Raw genomic sequence first — 15,240 nt, forward strand, 5'->3', positions numbered from 1 at the left:
GTCAAACCCTTCATCCGGTGCGTGACATGTCACATGGGGCGAACGGGGTGGTGAGTGGGAGGTGGAGCGTCAGGTCTCCCCGTGCGCCGATGTGCGGCGCTGGACCAGGACGGCGGCGACGATGATCGCGCCCTTGGCGATCTGCTGGACGTCGCTCTGCAGATTGTTGAGCGCGAAGATGTTGGTGATGGTGGTGAAGACCAGGACACCCAGTACGGAGCCGACGATGGTGCCGCGCCCGCCGCTGAGCAGGGTGCCGCCGATGATCGCGGCCGCGATGGCGTCGAGCTCGTACAGATTGCCGTTGGTGTTCTGACCCGAGCCGGACAGGATGATCAGCATGAAGGCGGCGATGCCGCAGCACAGCCCGGAGAGGAGATAGAGGAAGAGCCGCTGGCGTCGTACGTCGATCCCGGCCAGCCTGGCGGCTTCGGCGTTGCCGCCGACCGCGACCGTGCGCCGTCCGAAGGTCGTACGGTTCAGCACCAGCCAGCCGATGACGGTGACCGCGGCGAACATCATGACCAGCGGCGGGATGCCGAGGACGTAGGAGTCGGGCAGGCCCAGGTCGAGGACCGACTTGACGGTGACGATCTGGGTCTTTCCGTCGGTGATCTGGAGTGCGAGCCCGCGGGCCGACGCGAGCATGGCCAGCGTCGCGATGAACGGCACCATCCGCCCGTACGCGATGAGCAGCCCGTTCACCAGTCCGGCGGCGAGTCCGACGATCACCGCGGTGAACAGGATCCCCGCGAAGCCGTACTCCTGGGTGGCGACCGTGGTCGCCCAGACTGAGGCGAGTGCGACCATCGCTCCGACCGAGAGGTCGATGCCGCCGCTGGTGATGACGAAGGTCATCCCGACGGTGACGACACCGATGACGGACGACTGCGTCAGGATCAGCTGAAGGTTCCCGGTGTCCAGGAAGGCGTCGGGCTCGGTGAATCCGCCGACGGCGACCAGTACCGCGAGGACGCCGAGGAGCGAGAGGTTACGGACGTCCAGGCGCAGGCCCGAGGTGCGGACGGGTCCGTCCTTCTTCCGGAGTTCGGGGACCGGGGCGGGGGCGGCCCCCTTGTCCGGCCCGCCCTGCTGCGCCGAGGAGACGGGCTGGGTCATGACGTCGGGCTCCCTTCCATCACTAGGTCGAGTACACGGTGCTCGTCGAGCTCCCGGGCGTCCGCCGTATGCACGACGCGGCCCTCGCGGAGCACCAGCACCCGGTCGGCGAGGCCCAGTACTTCGGGCACCTCGCTGGAGACGAGCAGGACGGCGAGGCCTTCGTCGGCCAGCCGGCGGATCACGGCGTACAGCTCGGCGCGGGCGCCGACGTCGACACCGCGGGTCGGTTCGTCGAGCAGCAGGACCCGGCAGCCGCGCAGCAGCCAGCGGGCCAGGACCGCCTTCTGCTGGTTGCCGCCGGAGAGCATGCGAACGGGGGTGTCCGGGTTGTCGGGGCGCAGCGAGAGTTCGCGGGTGGCTTCGCGGGCCGCCCGGCGTTCGGCCGCGCGGTCGATCCAGCCGGCCCTGGAGAAGCGGGACATCGAGGAGACGGAGACATTGCGGGTGACCGATTCGAGCATCAGCAGGGCCTGCGCCTTGCGTTCCTCGGGGGCGAGGCCGATTCCGGCGGCGACGGCCGCACGGACGCTGCCGGGCCTCAACTGCTTGCCGGCCACGGTCACCCGTCCGGCGCTCGGCCTGCGGGCGCCGTAGACGGTCTCCAGGATCTCGGAGCGCCCCGAACCGACGAGCCCGGCCAGGCCCACGATCTCGCCGGGCCTCAACTCCAGGTCCACGGGGTCGAATTCACCCTTCCTGGTCAGCCCCTCGACCTTGAGGACGGGCTCCGCCGCGGTGACTTCCGCGCGGTCCGCGGTACGGGGCGGGAAGACGTACTCGACGTTGCGTCCGGTCATCATGGCAACGATGTCGCGTGTCGGTGTGGAATCGGCGGGCAGCCCGACGGCCACGGCCCGTCCGTCCTTGAGCACGGTCACCCGGTCGCCGATCCGGCGGATCTCCTCCAGGCGGTGCGAGATGTAGACGACGGCGACGCCGTCGGCGGTGAGCGCGGCGACGATACGGAAGAGGTTGTCGACCTCGTCCGGGTCGAGTGCGGCGGACGGCTCGTCCATGACGATGAGCCGTACGTCGTGCGAGAGCGCCCGTGCCATGGAGACGATCTGCTGCTGAGCGGCGGACAGCTCACCGACCGGGCGGGCCGGGTCGATCTCCGGGTGGCCGAGCCGCTTCAGCAGCGCCGCGGCGGCGGTGCGGCCCTCGCGGGTGCGGACGACGAAGCGGGCGGTGGTGGGTTCGTGGCCGAGGAAGACGTTCTCGGCGACCGACAGGCCTTCCACCAGGTCGAGTTCCTGGTAGATGGTGGCGATGCCCAGCCGCATGGCGGCGATGGGCGACTTCAGCGCGGCCGGTTCGCCGCGCCAGGTGATCGCGCCTCCGTCGGGCTGATGGGCCCCGGCGAGCACCTTGATGAGGGTGGACTTGCCGGCGCCGTTCTGCCCGAGGAGACAGTGGACTTCGCCGGCCTGGACCTCCAGGTCCACGCCGTCGAGGGCGCGCACTCCGGGGAACGACTTGGTGATGCCGGACATGGTGAGCAGGGGTGGTTCTGGTGCCATGACGATCCCCTCGGCGAATGGGGTCTCCCCTGCTCGAACGCAGCCGAGAACTTGGGGAGGGCCGGTGAGCGGGCAGGGCTGTACCAGGTGCGGTGGTGCGGGTGTTTCCGGCGATCCCGGTGTTTCCGGGGTGCGCCCGTGCGTGGCCGGCCCGGGGTCAGGCCGGTGAGAAGAGGTGGTCGCTGATGAGGCGGGCGGCGCCGATCACTCCGGCGGCCGGTCCCAGCTCACCCAGCACGATGGGGAGATTGCCGGTGGCCAGCGGCAGCGACTGCCGGTAGACCTGGGTCCGGACACTGGCGAGGAGCGTGTGGCCGAGGCCGGTCACACCGCCGCCGATCACCACCAGGCCGGGGTTGAAGAAGCTGACGAGTCCCGCGATGACCTGGCCGACCCGGTTGCCGCCTTCACGGATCAGGTCGAGCGAGGTGGCGTCACCGGCCGCCGCGGCGGCGGCCACATCGGCGGCGGTGAGTCTCCCGGCGGCCTCCAGCCGGCCGGCGAGCTCCGCCGACCGCCCGGTGCGCGCCGCGTCCTCGGCGTCGCGGGCGAGCGCGGCACCGCTGAAGTGGGCCTCCAGGCAGCCCCGGTTGCCGCAGGCGCAGGCGCGGCCCTCGGGTTCCACCTGGATATGGCCGATGTCCCCGGCGCTGCCGGTCGTACCGCGGTGGACGTCGCCGCCGACGACGATGCCGCAGCCGATGCCGGTGCCGATCTTGACGCAGAGGAAGTCGCCCACGGAGCGTGCGACGCCCGCGTGCTGCTCCCCCATCGCCATCAGGTTCACATCGTTGTCGACCATGACGGGGCAGCCCAGTTCCTGGCTGAGCGCCTCGCGGACCGGGAAGCCGTCCCAGCCGGGCATGATCGGCGGTGCGACCGGGACGCCTTCGGGGAAGCGGACCGGTCCGGGTACGCCGATGCCCGCGCCGTCGAAACCCTCGGCGAGCCCGGAGGCCCGGAGCTTGGCCGCCATGGACAGCACCTGCTCGAAGACGGCGACGAGGCCTTCGCGTACGTCCATCGGATGGTTGAGGTGGCCCAGGATCTCCAACTCGGCGTTGGTGACGGCCACATCGACGGATGTGGCACCGATGTCGACGCCAAGGAACCGCAGTTGTGGTGCGAGCCTTATGTTGTGCGAGCGGCGCCCGCCGCGGGATGCGGCGAGTCCGTCGGCCACGACGAGCCCGGTCTCCAGCAGTCGGTCGACCTCGACGGCGAGCTTGGAGCGGGAGAGATCGACCTGATCCCCCAGCTGTGCACGTGAGTTGGGCCCGCCGTCGCGCAACAGCCGGAGCAGTCGCGCCTGATGCGCATTCGCGGGTCGTGCCGTCATACGTCTCACGCGCCCCTCCCCGCCGCATCGGCCTTTCCGTCGGGCTTTCGAGGGGAACGTAGCAGCGGTTGCCGGGAGTGGGAAGAAGTTGCGCAGGAATCCACTACAACTTTCTCCACACCGAGGACAAAGCCGGTCGGCCGGGCGGTGGGGGCCGACCCGTTCAGCGCAGGATTCCGGCCTGGCGGGCGGCCCTCAGCCAGGACGGGAACTCCGACAGGACCCTGTCGTACAGCTCCTGGTCGGAGATCCTCTCGATGTCGTCGGCGGCGAAGAAGCCCACGTTGTCGACCCGGCGGCCCGGCATGGTGTCGAACCGTTCCAGCACGCCGTACTGAGAGCTGCCGAGGCCGACGAACTGCCAGAACACCGGCTCCTCGGCGGCGGCCCGCAGCTCCTGCTCGATCTCCCTGTTGCGGTGCACACCGCCGTCCGAGAAGAACAGGACCAGCGTGGGGTCGGGCACCGGATGCGCCCGCACGAAGGCCCGCACCTCGGCGATGACCTTCTGTTCCTCGTTCTGGATCCCGACCGTACGCATGTCGATCTGACCGGGCTCCAGCCCCCTGGGCGGCTTCCTGCGCCCGAACCCGAAGGTCTGCCCCACGCGTACGTGCAGCCTGAGCCACTCGGGCAGGTCGCCCACGGCAAGGTCGGGGAGCCGGGCGGGGTTGCTGGCGAACGTCCACGCCTGCATCTGGCCGTCGTCGTCGAGCTGCGCCGCGACGGCCACCATCCGCTCGGCGACACCCGCGACCGTGCCCCGCCGGTAGAGACCGCCCATCGAACCCGACGCGTCGAGGACGAGGACCACCCGCGCGCGCAGCTCCGGTACGCCGTGTTTGCCCAGGCTGACCAGGACCTGCTGCTTGCGCAGCGACAGGCGCTTGCGCATGTCCACGGGCAGGTGCTCCTCGCCCTTGGTGAGCCGGGGCCGGGGCTCTCCTGCGACGTGCCCCGGCACGGGGGCGCCGGCCGCCGGCACGGGAGCATTGAACGACGGCACGGGGGCGTCGAACGACGGTGCCCGGGCGGGGTACGGAGGCGTCACGGGACGGGAGCCGGGCCCGGCCGCGGGCTGGTCCTCGTCGACGCTGATCCCGAAGTCGGTCGCCAGTCCCGCCAGCCCGCTGGCGTAACCCTGGCCGACCGCGCGGAACTTCCAGCCGCCGTCGCGCCGGTAGAGCTCACCGCCGACCAGGGCGGTCTCCATCGCGGCGGTGATGCCGAAGCGGGCCAGTTCGGCACCGGACGCCGAGTCGAGCAGCCGCAGACACAGCCCCGGCACCTGACCGAAGGTGCCGCCGTCGGCGGAGGCGCAGAGCGCGACGCGCTCGATGTCCGGCCCCAGCGCGGCCAGGTGGACGTCCAGCGAGTCGCTGCCGGGCCGTTTGCCGACGTGGCTCACCGCGCCCGAGGCGTGCCGCGGCTGGTTGTAGAAGACGAAGTCGTCATCGGATCGCACCCGCCCGCCGCTGCCCAGCAGCAGGGCGGAAGCATCCACGTCCGGCACTCCGGGCCCTGCCGACCAGTCGAGTACGGCCCTGACCGCGGAAGCCGCGACGGGCACGTTGGCGCCTTTGCTCAGTATCGTCACACCGGCAAGTCTGCCTGCCGCCCGCCACACCCGCGCCGACGGCCGCGCGGCTTCCCACCCGCCGCCGCGCGGCCGGATCGCGTCCTACCGCGCCTCACGACCTGCCCGCACCCTTTGACCATGGGGGTTTCCGGAACGCCACGGACCACTGAGGAATGGACCGATCTCCAACACTCGACCGATCACGAGCAGGGTCTCCGGGACGGGGCGTTCCCCGGCCCGGAACCCGCGCCCGACTGCCCGGACTGCGGGCTCACCGTCGATATCCGCCCCACCCACTACCGGTGGTGGGTCCGTCTCGAACCGGACGGCCCCGCCCCGCTCCTCGCGCACACCGTGCCGCCCGGACAGCGGTGGCACCTCGACCGGGACGGCACGGCGTGGAACGCCCAGGACCACGAACCGGGCCCCGGGGAGTGCTGCCGGATCAGCCACCACCTGGTCTGCCCACGCAGGGACCGGCCCTGATCCCGAGCGGAGCTACCTCTCCTCGCGCTGGTGGTACGTGCTGCGCGTGTGTTCCGTGTGGGACCGCATGATCTCCGTGGCCCGCTGTTCGTCGCGCGCGGAGATCGCCTCGATGAGCGCGCGGTGCTCGATCCAGGACCGGGCGCCGCGTCGGCGGGCCACCGGGGTGTAGTACCAGCGGACCCTGCGGTCCACCTGGCCGGCGAGCCCGGAGAGGACGGCATTGCCCGCCAGCTCCATGACCTGGGCGTGGAAGGCCGCGTTGGTGGCGACCACGAGGTCCACGTCGTCGTCGGCGACGGCCTGTTCACCCTTGGCGCAGAGCTCCTCCAGGGCCGCGATGCCGGCCGTGCCCGAGTTGGCCGCGGCGAGGCGTGCGGCCTCGGCCTCCAGAAGGGTGCGGACCGAGAGCAGCTGGTCCGCCTCCTCCTCCGTGGACTCGTGCACGAACGCGCCCTGGGCGGGCCGGAGATCGACCCAGCCCTCGGTGTTCAGCCGCTGCAGCGCCTCGCGGACCGGCTGGCGGGACACCCCGAGATGGCCCGCCAGCTCGCTCTCGACCAGATGCTGGCCGGGACGGAGCGCACGCGTCGTCATGAGTTCGAGCAGCGCCTCGTACACGCGCTCACGCAGCGGTCCGGGCCGCTCCAGCCTCGGCACAGTCCCTTGCGGCAGTCCTGCGGACAACATCGCGGTCCCCCTCCGGCCGACGAGGCATCAATTGCCTATTGTCTACAGTCTACCGAGCGCAATGCCCGCTAGGGGCAGCGGATCACCTGACCCGCGTACGAGAGATTCCCGCCGAAGCCGAAGAGCAGAACCGGCGCGCCGCTGTGGACCTCGCCGCGTTCCACCAGTTTGGACAGGGCCATCGGGATCGAGGCCGCGGACGTGTTGCCGGAGTCCACGACGTCCCTGGCGACGACCGCGTTGACCGCGCCGATCTTCCTGGCGACGGGTTCGATGATCCTCAGGTTGGCCTGGTGCAGTACCACCGCTCCCAGCTCCTCGGGCGCCACACCGGCCTTCTCGCACACCTTGCGGGCGATGGGCGGCAGCTGCGTGGTGGCCCAGCGGTAGACGGACTGCCCTTCCTGGGCGAACCGCGGCGGCGTTCCCTCGATCCGTACCGCGTTCCCCATCTCCGGCACCGAGCCCCACAGAACGGGACCGATCCCGGGCCGGCCGCTCCCGTCCGGCTCCGCGACGACGACCGCCGCACCGGCGCCGTCGCCGAGCAGTACGCAGGTGCTGCGGTCGGTCCAGTCGGCGATGTCCGCCATCTTGTCGGCGCCGATGACCAGGACGCGCTCGGCGGCCCCGGCCCGGATGGCATGGTCGGCGGTGGCGAGGGCATGGGTGAAGCCGGAGCAGACGACGTTGATGTCCATCACCGCGGGCGAGCCCATCCCGAGCCGGGCGGCGACGCGCGCCGACATGCTCGGCGAGCGGTCGATCGCGGTCGAGGTGGCGACCAGGACCAGATCGACCTCGGCCGGCCGCAGCCCCGCCGCGGCCAGCGCCTTGCCGCCCGCGTGCGCGGCCATCTCGTCCACCGGCTCGTCCGGCCCCCCGACATGGCGGGTCCTGATGCCGACGCGGCTGGTGATCCACTCGTCGCTGGTATCGACCATGGCCGCCAGGTCGTCGTTGGTGAGCACCTTGGCGGGCTGGTAGTGGCCGAGCGCCACGACACGTGAGCCGGTCATGTACGGGGTCCCCTCGCTACGTATGGCAGGAACCATCCAGTCTTGGTCGCTACTGCCCGGTACAGGGGCACGTGTTCCCACAGGAATAGCGCCCGGCCGTTGGAGGCTTGGCAACATGGCTTGACGACAGCGTTGACATCTCGAAAGGATTCTGTAGACAGTATTCTGTCGACTTGATGTCATTTCTCGCGCCTCGCCGGGTCCGCTCCGTACAGGACAATGAGATCCTCAGAGGCCGGTTCGGCCTCCCGCACGTACAGAATCGGGTTTAACCGCTATGGGACGGGTCACCGAGCGTCGCCGCACCATCCGCATCCGGGACGGGGCCGTCTCCACCCGGCCCGACACGCTCGTCGCCGAGGAGCCCCTGGAGATCCGGCTCGACGGCAGGCCGCTCGCCATCACGATGCGCACTCCGGGTGACGACTTCGCCCTGGCGGCGGGGTTCCTGGTGAGCGAGGGCGTCATCGGCGACGGCTCCGAGGTGCAGTCCATCGTCTACTGCGCCGGAGCGACCGCCGACGGCGTCAACTCGTACAACGTGGTGGACGTGAAGCTCGCCCCCGGTGTCCCGGTCCCCGACATCACGCTCGAACGCAATGTGTACACCACCTCGTCCTGCGGACTGTGCGGCAAGGCGAGCCTCGACGCGGTACGCACCACGACCCGGCACCCGGTCGCCGACGCTCCCCCGCTGCGGGTCGAGCCCGCCCTGCTCGCCGCCCTCCCCGACCGGCTGCGCGCCGCACAGCGGGTCTTCGACCGCACCGGCGGGCTGCACGCGGCGGCCCTGTTCTCCGAGGCGGGCGAGCTGCTCGACATCCGGGAGGACGTCGGGCGGCACAACGCGGTCGACAAACTGGTCGGCCGGGCCCTCACCGACCACCGGCTGCCGCTGTCCCGGGCCATTCTGCTGGTGTCGGGGCGGGCCTCGTTCGAGCTGGCCCAGAAGGCGGTGATGGCCGGGATCCCGATGCTCGCGGCGGTCTCGGCGCCGTCGTCCCTCGCCGTCGACCTGGCGGCCGAGACCGGGCTGACCCTGGTGGGCTTCCTGCGGGGCCCTTCGATGAACGTGTACGCGGGCGAGCACCGCATCGCCCTGGAGACACCGGTCGGCCTGGACTGAGGCCCCCGCAGGGCGCCCCGGCCCCGCCCGGCCCCGTCCCGGCTCAGCCCACCGCGGCGGCGGGCCCCCGTGACACCGCTGCGCTCGCCGGGCTCTCCTGCTCCGCGTCGCGCGAGCGGCGCTTGGCGATCACGGCGCACACCATCAGCTGCATCTGGTGGAAGAGCATCAGCGGCAGCACGGCGAGCGAGGCCTGCGCCCCGAACAGCACACTCGCCATCGGCAGTCCCGACGCCAGGCTCTTCTTCGAACCGGCGAACTGGATGGCGATCCGGTCCTCCCGGTCGAAGCCGAGCCGCTTCGCCCCGTACCAGGTCAGCGTGAGCATCAGTGCGAGCAGCAGTGCTTCGGCACCGAGCAGCGCCCCGAGCCGGGCCGGGGTGACCTGGTGCCAGATGCCCGCGACCATGCCCTCACCGAAGGCCGTGTAGACGACGAGCAGGATCGAGCCGCGGTCGACATGGCCGAGGACCTTCTTGTGGCGGGTGATGAAGCCGCCGATCCAGCGGCGCAGCAGTTGCCCGGCGACGAACGGCAGCAGCAGCTGGACGCCGATCCTCAGCAGCGCGTCCGCCGAGAATCCACCGCCGTTGTTGCCGAGCAGGGCGGCCGCGAGCAGCGGGGTGAGGAAGATCCCGGCGATCGACGAGAAGGAGCCCGCGCAGATCGCCGCGGGCACGTTGCCCCGGGCGATCGAGGTGAAGGCGATCGACGACTGGATGGTCGACGGGACGAGGCAGAGGAAGAGGAAGCCGCTGTGGAGCTGCGGCGTCAGGACGTGGGGCACCAGTCCCCTGCCCGCGAGTCCGAGCAGCGGGAACGCCACGAAGGTGCAGATCAGCACGGTGAGGTGGAGCCGCCAGTGCTTGAGCCCGTCCAGGGCCTCGGCGGTGGAGAGCCGGGCGCCGTACAGGAAGAAGAGAAAGGCGATCGCTCCGGTGGAGGCACCGCCCGCCACATCGGCCGCAGTCCCCGAGGCGGGCAGTATCGCCGCGAGCACGACGGTGCCGATCAGCGCCAGGATGTACGGGTCGAGCGGCAGCCAGGACGGCAGCTTCAGGGTGCGGCGGCTCATGTGCTCCACATGTTCTCTTGGTTCTGGTCGTGCCCTCCCCATGCTGCTCCCGATCGGCGTGATCGGGAATCCCGCACACCGCTCTCACTGTCATCACGGAGCGCGATAGCCTGGCACTCATGTACGACCCCGCGCAGCTCCGTACCTTTCTCGCCGTCGCCCAGACGCTGAGTTTCACCCGGGCCGCCCGGCGGCTGGGGGTGCGGCAGTCCACGGTGAGCCAGCACGTGCGGCGCCTGGAGGACGCGGCGGGGCGGCAGTTGTTCACCCGGGACACGCACCGGGTCGATCTCACCGTGGACGGCGAGGCGATGCTCGGCTTCGCCCGGACGATACTCGCGGCCCATGAGCGGGCCGCGGCCTTCTTCACCGGCACCCGGCTGCGCGGGCGGCTGCGGTTCGGGGTCTCCGAGGACTTCGTGCTGACCCGGCTGCCGGAGATCCTGGAGTCGTTCCGCCACGACCATCCGGAGGTCGAGCTGGAACTGACGGTGGAGCTCTCCGGGACGCTCCAGCAGCGTCTCGCGGCCGGCCGGCTCGATCTGGTGCTGGCCAAACGGCGCACCGGCGACACGCACGGCGAGCTGGTCTGGCAGGACGCGCTGGCCTGGATCGGCGCACCACAGCTGCGGATCGCCCCGGACCGCCCGGTGCCGCTGATCGTCTTCCCGCCGCCGGGCATCACCCGCGCCCGCGCCCTGGAGGTCCTGGAGGAACACAGCCGGTCCTGGCGGATCGCCTGCACGAGCACCAGCCTGAGCGGGCTGGTCGCGGCGGCCCACGCGGGGCTGGGCGTGATGGTCCACAGCCGGGGGCTGATCCCGCCGGGCCTGGCGCCGGTTCCGGCCAGGGCGGGTCTGCCGGAGCTGGGCGGTGTGGACTTCGTCCTGTCGCACGGCCGCCGCCGCGACGGGGCGCACGAGGCCGCGGACGCGCTGGCGACGGCGATCCTGGCGGGCGGCGACCGGCTGATCCGCGGCGTCGGCCCCCTCGCTCCGATCAACGGCCGGGACGGCGCACGGCCACACGCATGACCACCCGCGTGCACGGAGGCACGGGCATACCGGCGGTCGCACACACGTCCCGCCCGATCGGGGTGAATACGGATGAACCACCGTGCATACCCCCGGAACGGGAGTGGCAGTGGCGTACAGATTCGGTGGAGATTCCGGCGCCCGCCCCTCGCTCCGTGGTCCCGGCCACGCCCGAGCCTTGCCCATCTGGCCGGATTTCGGTGGCTGACTTGTGCATATGCCACCTTGTCCGCCGTTTCGGGCCCTCCCGCCGCGCCGCCCGGTGGGGTAGCGTCACGGCGCTGTGCGGAGCGCCACAAGGAGCAGGTCATTGCGCGAGTTCACTGTCCCACCCATGGCGGCCGCGCCCCTCGTGGGCGGGCTGGCAGACGTGGTCTTCGACCATGCCGAGGAGGACCCGCACCGGGTCGCGCTCGGCCGCAAGGACGCGAACGGGAACTGGCGGGTTGTCACCGCTGCGGCCTTCCGCGACGAGGTGCTGGCGCTCGCCAAGGGACTGATCGCCCACGGCGTCAGGTTCGGCGACCGGGTGGCCCTGATGTCGCGTACGCGTTACGAGTGGACGCTCTTCGACCTCGCACTGTGGACGGTGGGCGCCCAGTCCGTACCGGTCTATCCGACCTCCTCGGCCGAGCAGGTGCTGTGGATGCTGCACGACGCCGAGGTGTCCGCCGTCATGGTCGAGCACGAGGACCACGCGATGACGATCGCCTCGGTGATCGACCGGCTGCCCGGCCTCAAGCGGCTCTGGCAGCTGGACGCCGGCGTGGTGGCCGAGCTGGTCGAGGCGGGGGCGGACGTCGAGGACGAGGTGGTGCACCGCCACCGCCGCGCCGTGACGCCCGAGTCCGTGGCCACCGTCATCTACACCTCGGGGACGACGGGACGCCCCAAGGGCTGTGTGCTCACGCACGCCAACTTCATGTTCGAGACGGACACCATGGTCGCCCGCTGGAAGTCGGTGTTCCGCTCCCGGCCGGGTGATGAGGCGGCGACGCTGCTCTTCCTGCCGCTGGCCCATGTCTTCGGCCGGATGGTCGAGGTCGCGGCGATCCGGGGCCGGGTGAAGCTGGGCCATCAGCCGGAGCTGTCGGCCAAGGCGCTGATGCCGGATCTGGTGTCCTTCCGGCCGACGTTCATCCTGGCGGTTCCGTACATCTTCGAGAAGGTCTTCAACGCCGCCCGGCGCAGGGCCGAGACGGAGGGCCGGATCGGGCCGTTCGACAAGGCCGTGGACATCGCGGTGAAGTACGCCGAGGCGCTGGAGGCGCGCGCGTTCGGGACCGGGCCGGGACCGTCGGCCGGGCTGCGGATGCAGCACCAGTTCTTCGACAAGGTCGTGTACAAGAAGGTGCGCGAGGCGATGGGCGGCCGGATCCGGCACGCCATGTCCGGTGGTTCGGGGATGGAGCGGCAGCTCGGGCTGTTCTTCGAGGGCGCGGGCGTCACGGTGTACGAGGGGTACGGGCTGACCGAGTCGACCGCGGCGGCCACGGCCAATCCGCCGGAACGCACCAGGTACGGCACGGTCGGGCTGCCGATCCCGGGGACGACCGTGCACATCGCCGAGGACGGTGAGGTGTGGGTGCACGGCGACAATGTGTTCACGGGCTATCTCGGCGCCCCGCAGGCCACCGCGGCGGTGCTGCGCGAGGGCTGGCTGGCCACCGGGGACCTGGGCTCGCTCGACGAGGACGGATATCTGACGATCACCGGGCGGAAGAAGGAGATCCTGGTGACATCGGGCGGCAAGAGTGTGGCGCCGGCCGGTCTGGAGGAGCGGGTGCGGGCGCATCCGCTGGTCGCGCAGTGCATCGTGGTCGGCAACGACCGGCCGTACATCGCGGCCCTGGTCACGGTCGACCAGGAGGCGGTGGACCACTGGCTCGCGATGCAGGGGCGGGAGCCTCTGAAGCCGGAGGACCTGGTGCGCGATCCGGGTCTGGAGATGGAGGTCCGGCGGGCGGTGGTGGCCGCCAACACGGCGGTCTCCCAGGCCGAGTCGATCCGTACGTTCCGGATCCTCGCGCATCCCTTCAGCGAGGATCACGGTCTGCTCACCCCGTCGCTGAAGCTGAAGCGCCGGGCGATCGAGACGGCGTACGCCGCGGAGGTCGACGCGCTGTACCGCTGAGACATGGCGTGCCCCGGCGGTACAGCGCGTACGGCGTCCCGTGCTACGTGATCGAGACGCGGAACAGCTTGTCCGAGCCGTCGGGTTCGTTGCCCTTGTTGTCGCAGTTGGTGGTGGAGAGCCAGAGCTGGTCCTGGCCGGGCACCTTGGTGACGGTGCGCAGCCTGCCGTACGTTCCGACGTAGTACGCGCTCGGCGTGCCGAGGTTCTCGGTGTCACCGCTGATCGGCACCCGCCACAGCCGTTCGCCCTTCAGCGCCGCCATGTAGATGACGTTGCGGACGATGGCGATCCCGCTGGGCGAGGCCTCGGAGATGTTCCAGGTCTTCTTCGGGTTGGTCATGCCGTCGGTGGTGCAGGTGCCCTCGCAGACCGGCCAGCCGTAGTTCTTGCCCGGCTTGATGAGGTTGAGCTCGTCCTTCTTGCTGTCGCCGAACTCCGCCTCCCAGAGCCGGCCGTTGCGGTCGAAGGCGAGCCCCTGCGGGTTGCGGTGGCCGTAGCTGTAGACGTAGTTGCCGAACGGATTGCCCGGAGCGGCCTTGCCGTCCGTCGTCATCCGCAGGATCTTGCCGTTCAGCGAGTTCTTGTCCTGGGCCAGGTCGGGGGTCTGTGCCTCGCCGGTCGACACGTACAGGTAGCCGTCGGGGCCGAACAGCAGCCGTCCGCCGTCGTGGTACCTGCTCTTCTTGATCCCCTGGAGCAGGACCGTGTATCCGCTGAGCGAGCTGCCGTCGTAGGTCATGCGTGCCACGCGGTTGCCCTCGGACGCGGTGTGCATGAAGTACACGTAGTGGTTGGTGGACCACTTCGGGTCGACGGCGACGCCGAGCAGACCTCCCTCGCCGTCGGTCGTGACGGCGTTGGGTACGGTCCCGACCTGGGTCCTGGTGCCGTCGGGGGTGGCCTTGAGGACCTTGAAGCTGTCCCGTTCGGTGACCAGCGCGCTCTTGCCGTCGGGCATCCAGTAGGTGCCCCAGGGGATGGACCAGCCGCCGGAGACGGTGGCGATGCCGGACGGCACACCGCCGTCGGTGGCGCAGTCCGGGGTGGTGAAGGTGACCGTGTTGCTCGGCGGTGAGGCATTGCCCGCCGCGTCCTTGGCGACGACGTCCAGGCTGTACGGGCTGGCGCAGGCGAGCCCGGTGAGGGTGGTCGTGGTGGCCGGCGGAGCGCCGGTCACGGTCTTGTAGACGGTGCTGCCGCTGCGTACCTCGTAGGCGGTGACCGCCTTGTCGTCCGTCGACGCCCCCCAGTTCAGGGCGACGCTGTTCGCGGTGAGGCCGGAGGTGGACAGGGTGCCGGGTGCCGAGGGTGCGGTGGTGTCGGAGCTGCGCAGGGTGGTGCAGTCCACGATCGGGCTGACCGACGACACATTGCCGGCCGCGTCACGTGCGAACACCGTGAGGTTGTAGGTGGTGTCGGGGGTGAGCCCGGTCAGGTTCTTCGTGGTGGCGGTGCCGGGTGCCTCGCCGAACTTGTTGCCGTGTTCGTAGATGTCGTACGCGGCGACTCCCACGTTGTCCGTGGCGGCGCCCCAGCCGAGCGTGAGGCTGTTCTCGGTGATCTCCGAACAGCTGGGCGCCGTGGGCGCGGTGGGCGCCTCGGTGTCCGAGGAGGTGACCGTGACGTCGAGGTAGTCGAGGTTGGGCAGCCCGTTGGCCGACGTGGACGTCAGCCGGATCTTGTTGCTGCCCGCCTTGACCGGGGTGGTCAGGGTGGAGGTGGCCCAGGTGTTCCAGTCGGTGGTGGCGTCGAAGGCGCGGGCGGCCGAGACCACCGTGCCGTTCACGGCGACATCGGCGGGCCGGGCGTCCGCCGTACCGTTGGAGTAGCGGACGGCTATCTTCCCGGTGCCTGCGGAGGCCGCGTCGACGGTGAACTCCACATAGCTGCCGACGACGTTGTCGCCGTTGACGAATCCGGTGCCCGAGTAGCCGGAGTGGTTGGACTCGGCGGCGCCCTTGACGATCGTCGCGGACTCCGCCTCGTAGCGGGTGGCGGCCGCGGAGGCCGGCTGCGGGACCGCCTGCACCAGGGCGGTGCAGAGCAGCACGGCGGTGAGGGCCGCCACTCTTCCTCGTGAGGTGGTGAGCGTTCCGGTCTGCATCTGACCCTC

12 protein-coding genes are annotated in these 15,240 nt (G+C 70.7%); 4 read left to right on the forward strand and 8 right to left on the reverse strand.

What is annotated here, in order from left to right:
- Positions 1-69: 69 nt before the first annotated feature.
- From BT364_RS11750 to BT364_RS11765, 4 genes are all read right to left on the reverse strand, one after another.
- Positions 70-1,119: an ABC transporter permease gene (locus BT364_RS11750; RefSeq protein ID WP_072485097.1), complete on the reverse strand. Its 1,050-nt coding sequence runs from the start codon at positions 1,117-1,119 to the stop codon at positions 70-72.
- Entirely contained in the window at positions 1,116-2,642 is a 1,527-nt protein-coding gene (locus BT364_RS11755) for a sugar ABC transporter ATP-binding protein (protein WP_072485098.1), read from the reverse strand. The genes BT364_RS11750 and BT364_RS11755 overlap by 4 nt, the downstream gene beginning before the upstream one ends.
- A 157-nt stretch (positions 2,643-2,799) precedes the next feature.
- Positions 2,800-3,981 carry an ROK family transcriptional regulator gene (locus BT364_RS11760; protein ID WP_072485099.1) on the reverse strand — a complete coding sequence of 394 codons (1,182 nt, stop codon included), beginning with the start codon at positions 3,979-3,981 and terminating at the stop codon, positions 2,800-2,802.
- A 163-nt stretch (positions 3,982-4,144) separates the two neighbouring features.
- Positions 4,145-5,578, reverse strand: coding sequence for a VWA domain-containing protein (locus BT364_RS11765; protein ID WP_072485100.1), 1,434 nt, complete (start codon positions 5,576-5,578; stop codon positions 4,145-4,147).
- A gap of 120 nt (positions 5,579-5,698) precedes the next feature.
- On the opposite strand from BT364_RS11765, the gene BT364_RS11770 reads away from it, so the two are divergent.
- Positions 5,699-6,046, forward strand: coding sequence for a DUF6083 domain-containing protein (locus BT364_RS11770; protein ID WP_072485101.1), 348 nt, complete (start codon positions 5,699-5,701; stop codon positions 6,044-6,046).
- Positions 6,047-6,058: 12 nt separating this feature from the next.
- Here BT364_RS11770 and BT364_RS11775 read toward each other — a convergent pair whose 3' ends face one another.
- A complete protein-coding gene (locus BT364_RS11775) occupies positions 6,059-6,736 on the reverse strand; it encodes a GntR family transcriptional regulator (protein WP_072485102.1) in 678 nt (225 codons plus the stop codon).
- A 68-nt stretch (positions 6,737-6,804) separates the two neighbouring features.
- On the reverse strand, positions 6,805-7,755 hold the full coding sequence (locus tag BT364_RS11780) for a beta-ketoacyl-ACP synthase III (RefSeq protein WP_072485103.1): 951 nt from the start codon (positions 7,753-7,755) through the stop codon (positions 6,805-6,807).
- Between the two features lie 277 nt (positions 7,756-8,032).
- Between BT364_RS11780 and fdhD the strand changes: the two genes are divergently transcribed.
- A complete protein-coding gene (gene fdhD / locus BT364_RS11785; RefSeq protein ID WP_072485104.1) occupies positions 8,033-8,881 on the forward strand; it encodes a formate dehydrogenase accessory sulfurtransferase FdhD in 849 nt (282 codons plus the stop codon).
- A gap of 43 nt (positions 8,882-8,924) precedes the next feature.
- Here fdhD and BT364_RS11790 read toward each other — a convergent pair whose 3' ends face one another.
- Complete coding sequence (locus BT364_RS11790; protein ID WP_177328093.1) at positions 8,925-9,956, reverse strand: bile acid:sodium symporter family protein; 1,032 nt, start codon at positions 9,954-9,956, stop codon at positions 8,925-8,927.
- 119 nt (positions 9,957-10,075) lie between these two features.
- Here BT364_RS11790 and BT364_RS11795 point away from each other — a divergent pair, with 119 nt between their 5' ends.
- Together BT364_RS11795 and BT364_RS11800 are read left to right on the forward strand one after the other, a co-directional pair.
- Entirely contained in the window at positions 10,076-10,990 is a 915-nt protein-coding gene (locus tag BT364_RS11795) for a LysR substrate-binding domain-containing protein (protein ID WP_072485106.1), read from the forward strand.
- 334 nt (positions 10,991-11,324) lie between these two features.
- Positions 11,325-13,124, forward strand: a complete 1,800-nt coding sequence (locus tag BT364_RS11800; RefSeq protein WP_072485107.1) for an AMP-dependent synthetase/ligase — start codon at positions 11,325-11,327, stop codon at positions 13,122-13,124.
- Between the two features lie 43 nt (positions 13,125-13,167).
- Here the strand turns inward: BT364_RS11800 and BT364_RS11805 are convergent, their stop codons facing one another.
- A complete protein-coding gene (locus BT364_RS11805; RefSeq protein WP_079179412.1) occupies positions 13,168-15,231 on the reverse strand; it encodes a PQQ-dependent sugar dehydrogenase in 2,064 nt (687 codons plus the stop codon).
- Positions 15,232-15,240: the final 9 nt, after the last annotated feature.

It is taken from the genome of Streptomyces atratus (assembly GCF_900119365.1).
Lineage (GTDB): Bacteria > Actinomycetota > Actinomycetes > Streptomycetales > Streptomycetaceae > Streptomyces > Streptomyces atratus_B.

Bases quoted from the DNA above. Each gene is read 5' to 3' on its own strand.
- BT364_RS11790 (WP_177328093.1), bottom strand. From the start codon at position 9,956: ATGAGCCGCCGCACCCTGAAGCTGCCGTCCTGGCTGCCGCTCGACCCG.
- BT364_RS11755 (WP_072485098.1), bottom strand. From the start codon at position 2,642: ATGGCACCAGAACCACCCCTGCTCACCATGTCCGGCATCACCAAGTCG.
- BT364_RS11800 (WP_072485107.1), top strand. From the start codon at position 11,325: ATGGCGGCCGCGCCCCTCGTGGGCGGGCTGGCAGACGTGGTCTTCGAC.
- BT364_RS11805 (WP_079179412.1), bottom strand. From the start codon at position 15,231: ATGCAGACCGGAACGCTCACCACCTCACGAGGAAGAGTGGCGGCCCTC.
- BT364_RS11780 (WP_072485103.1), bottom strand. From the start codon at position 7,755: ATGACCGGCTCACGTGTCGTGGCGCTCGGCCACTACCAGCCCGCCAAG.
- BT364_RS11750 (WP_072485097.1), bottom strand. From the start codon at position 1,119: ATGACCCAGCCCGTCTCCTCGGCGCAGCAGGGCGGGCCGGACAAGGGG.
- BT364_RS11795 (WP_072485106.1), top strand. From the start codon at position 10,076: ATGTACGACCCCGCGCAGCTCCGTACCTTTCTCGCCGTCGCCCAGACG.
- BT364_RS11760 (WP_072485099.1), bottom strand. From the start codon at position 3,981: ATGACGGCACGACCCGCGAATGCGCATCAGGCGCGACTGCTCCGGCTG.
- fdhD (WP_072485104.1), top strand. From the start codon at position 8,033: ATGGGACGGGTCACCGAGCGTCGCCGCACCATCCGCATCCGGGACGGG.
- BT364_RS11770 (WP_072485101.1), top strand. From the start codon at position 5,699: ATGGGGGTTTCCGGAACGCCACGGACCACTGAGGAATGGACCGATCTC.
- BT364_RS11775 (WP_072485102.1), bottom strand. From the start codon at position 6,736: ATGTTGTCCGCAGGACTGCCGCAAGGGACTGTGCCGAGGCTGGAGCGG.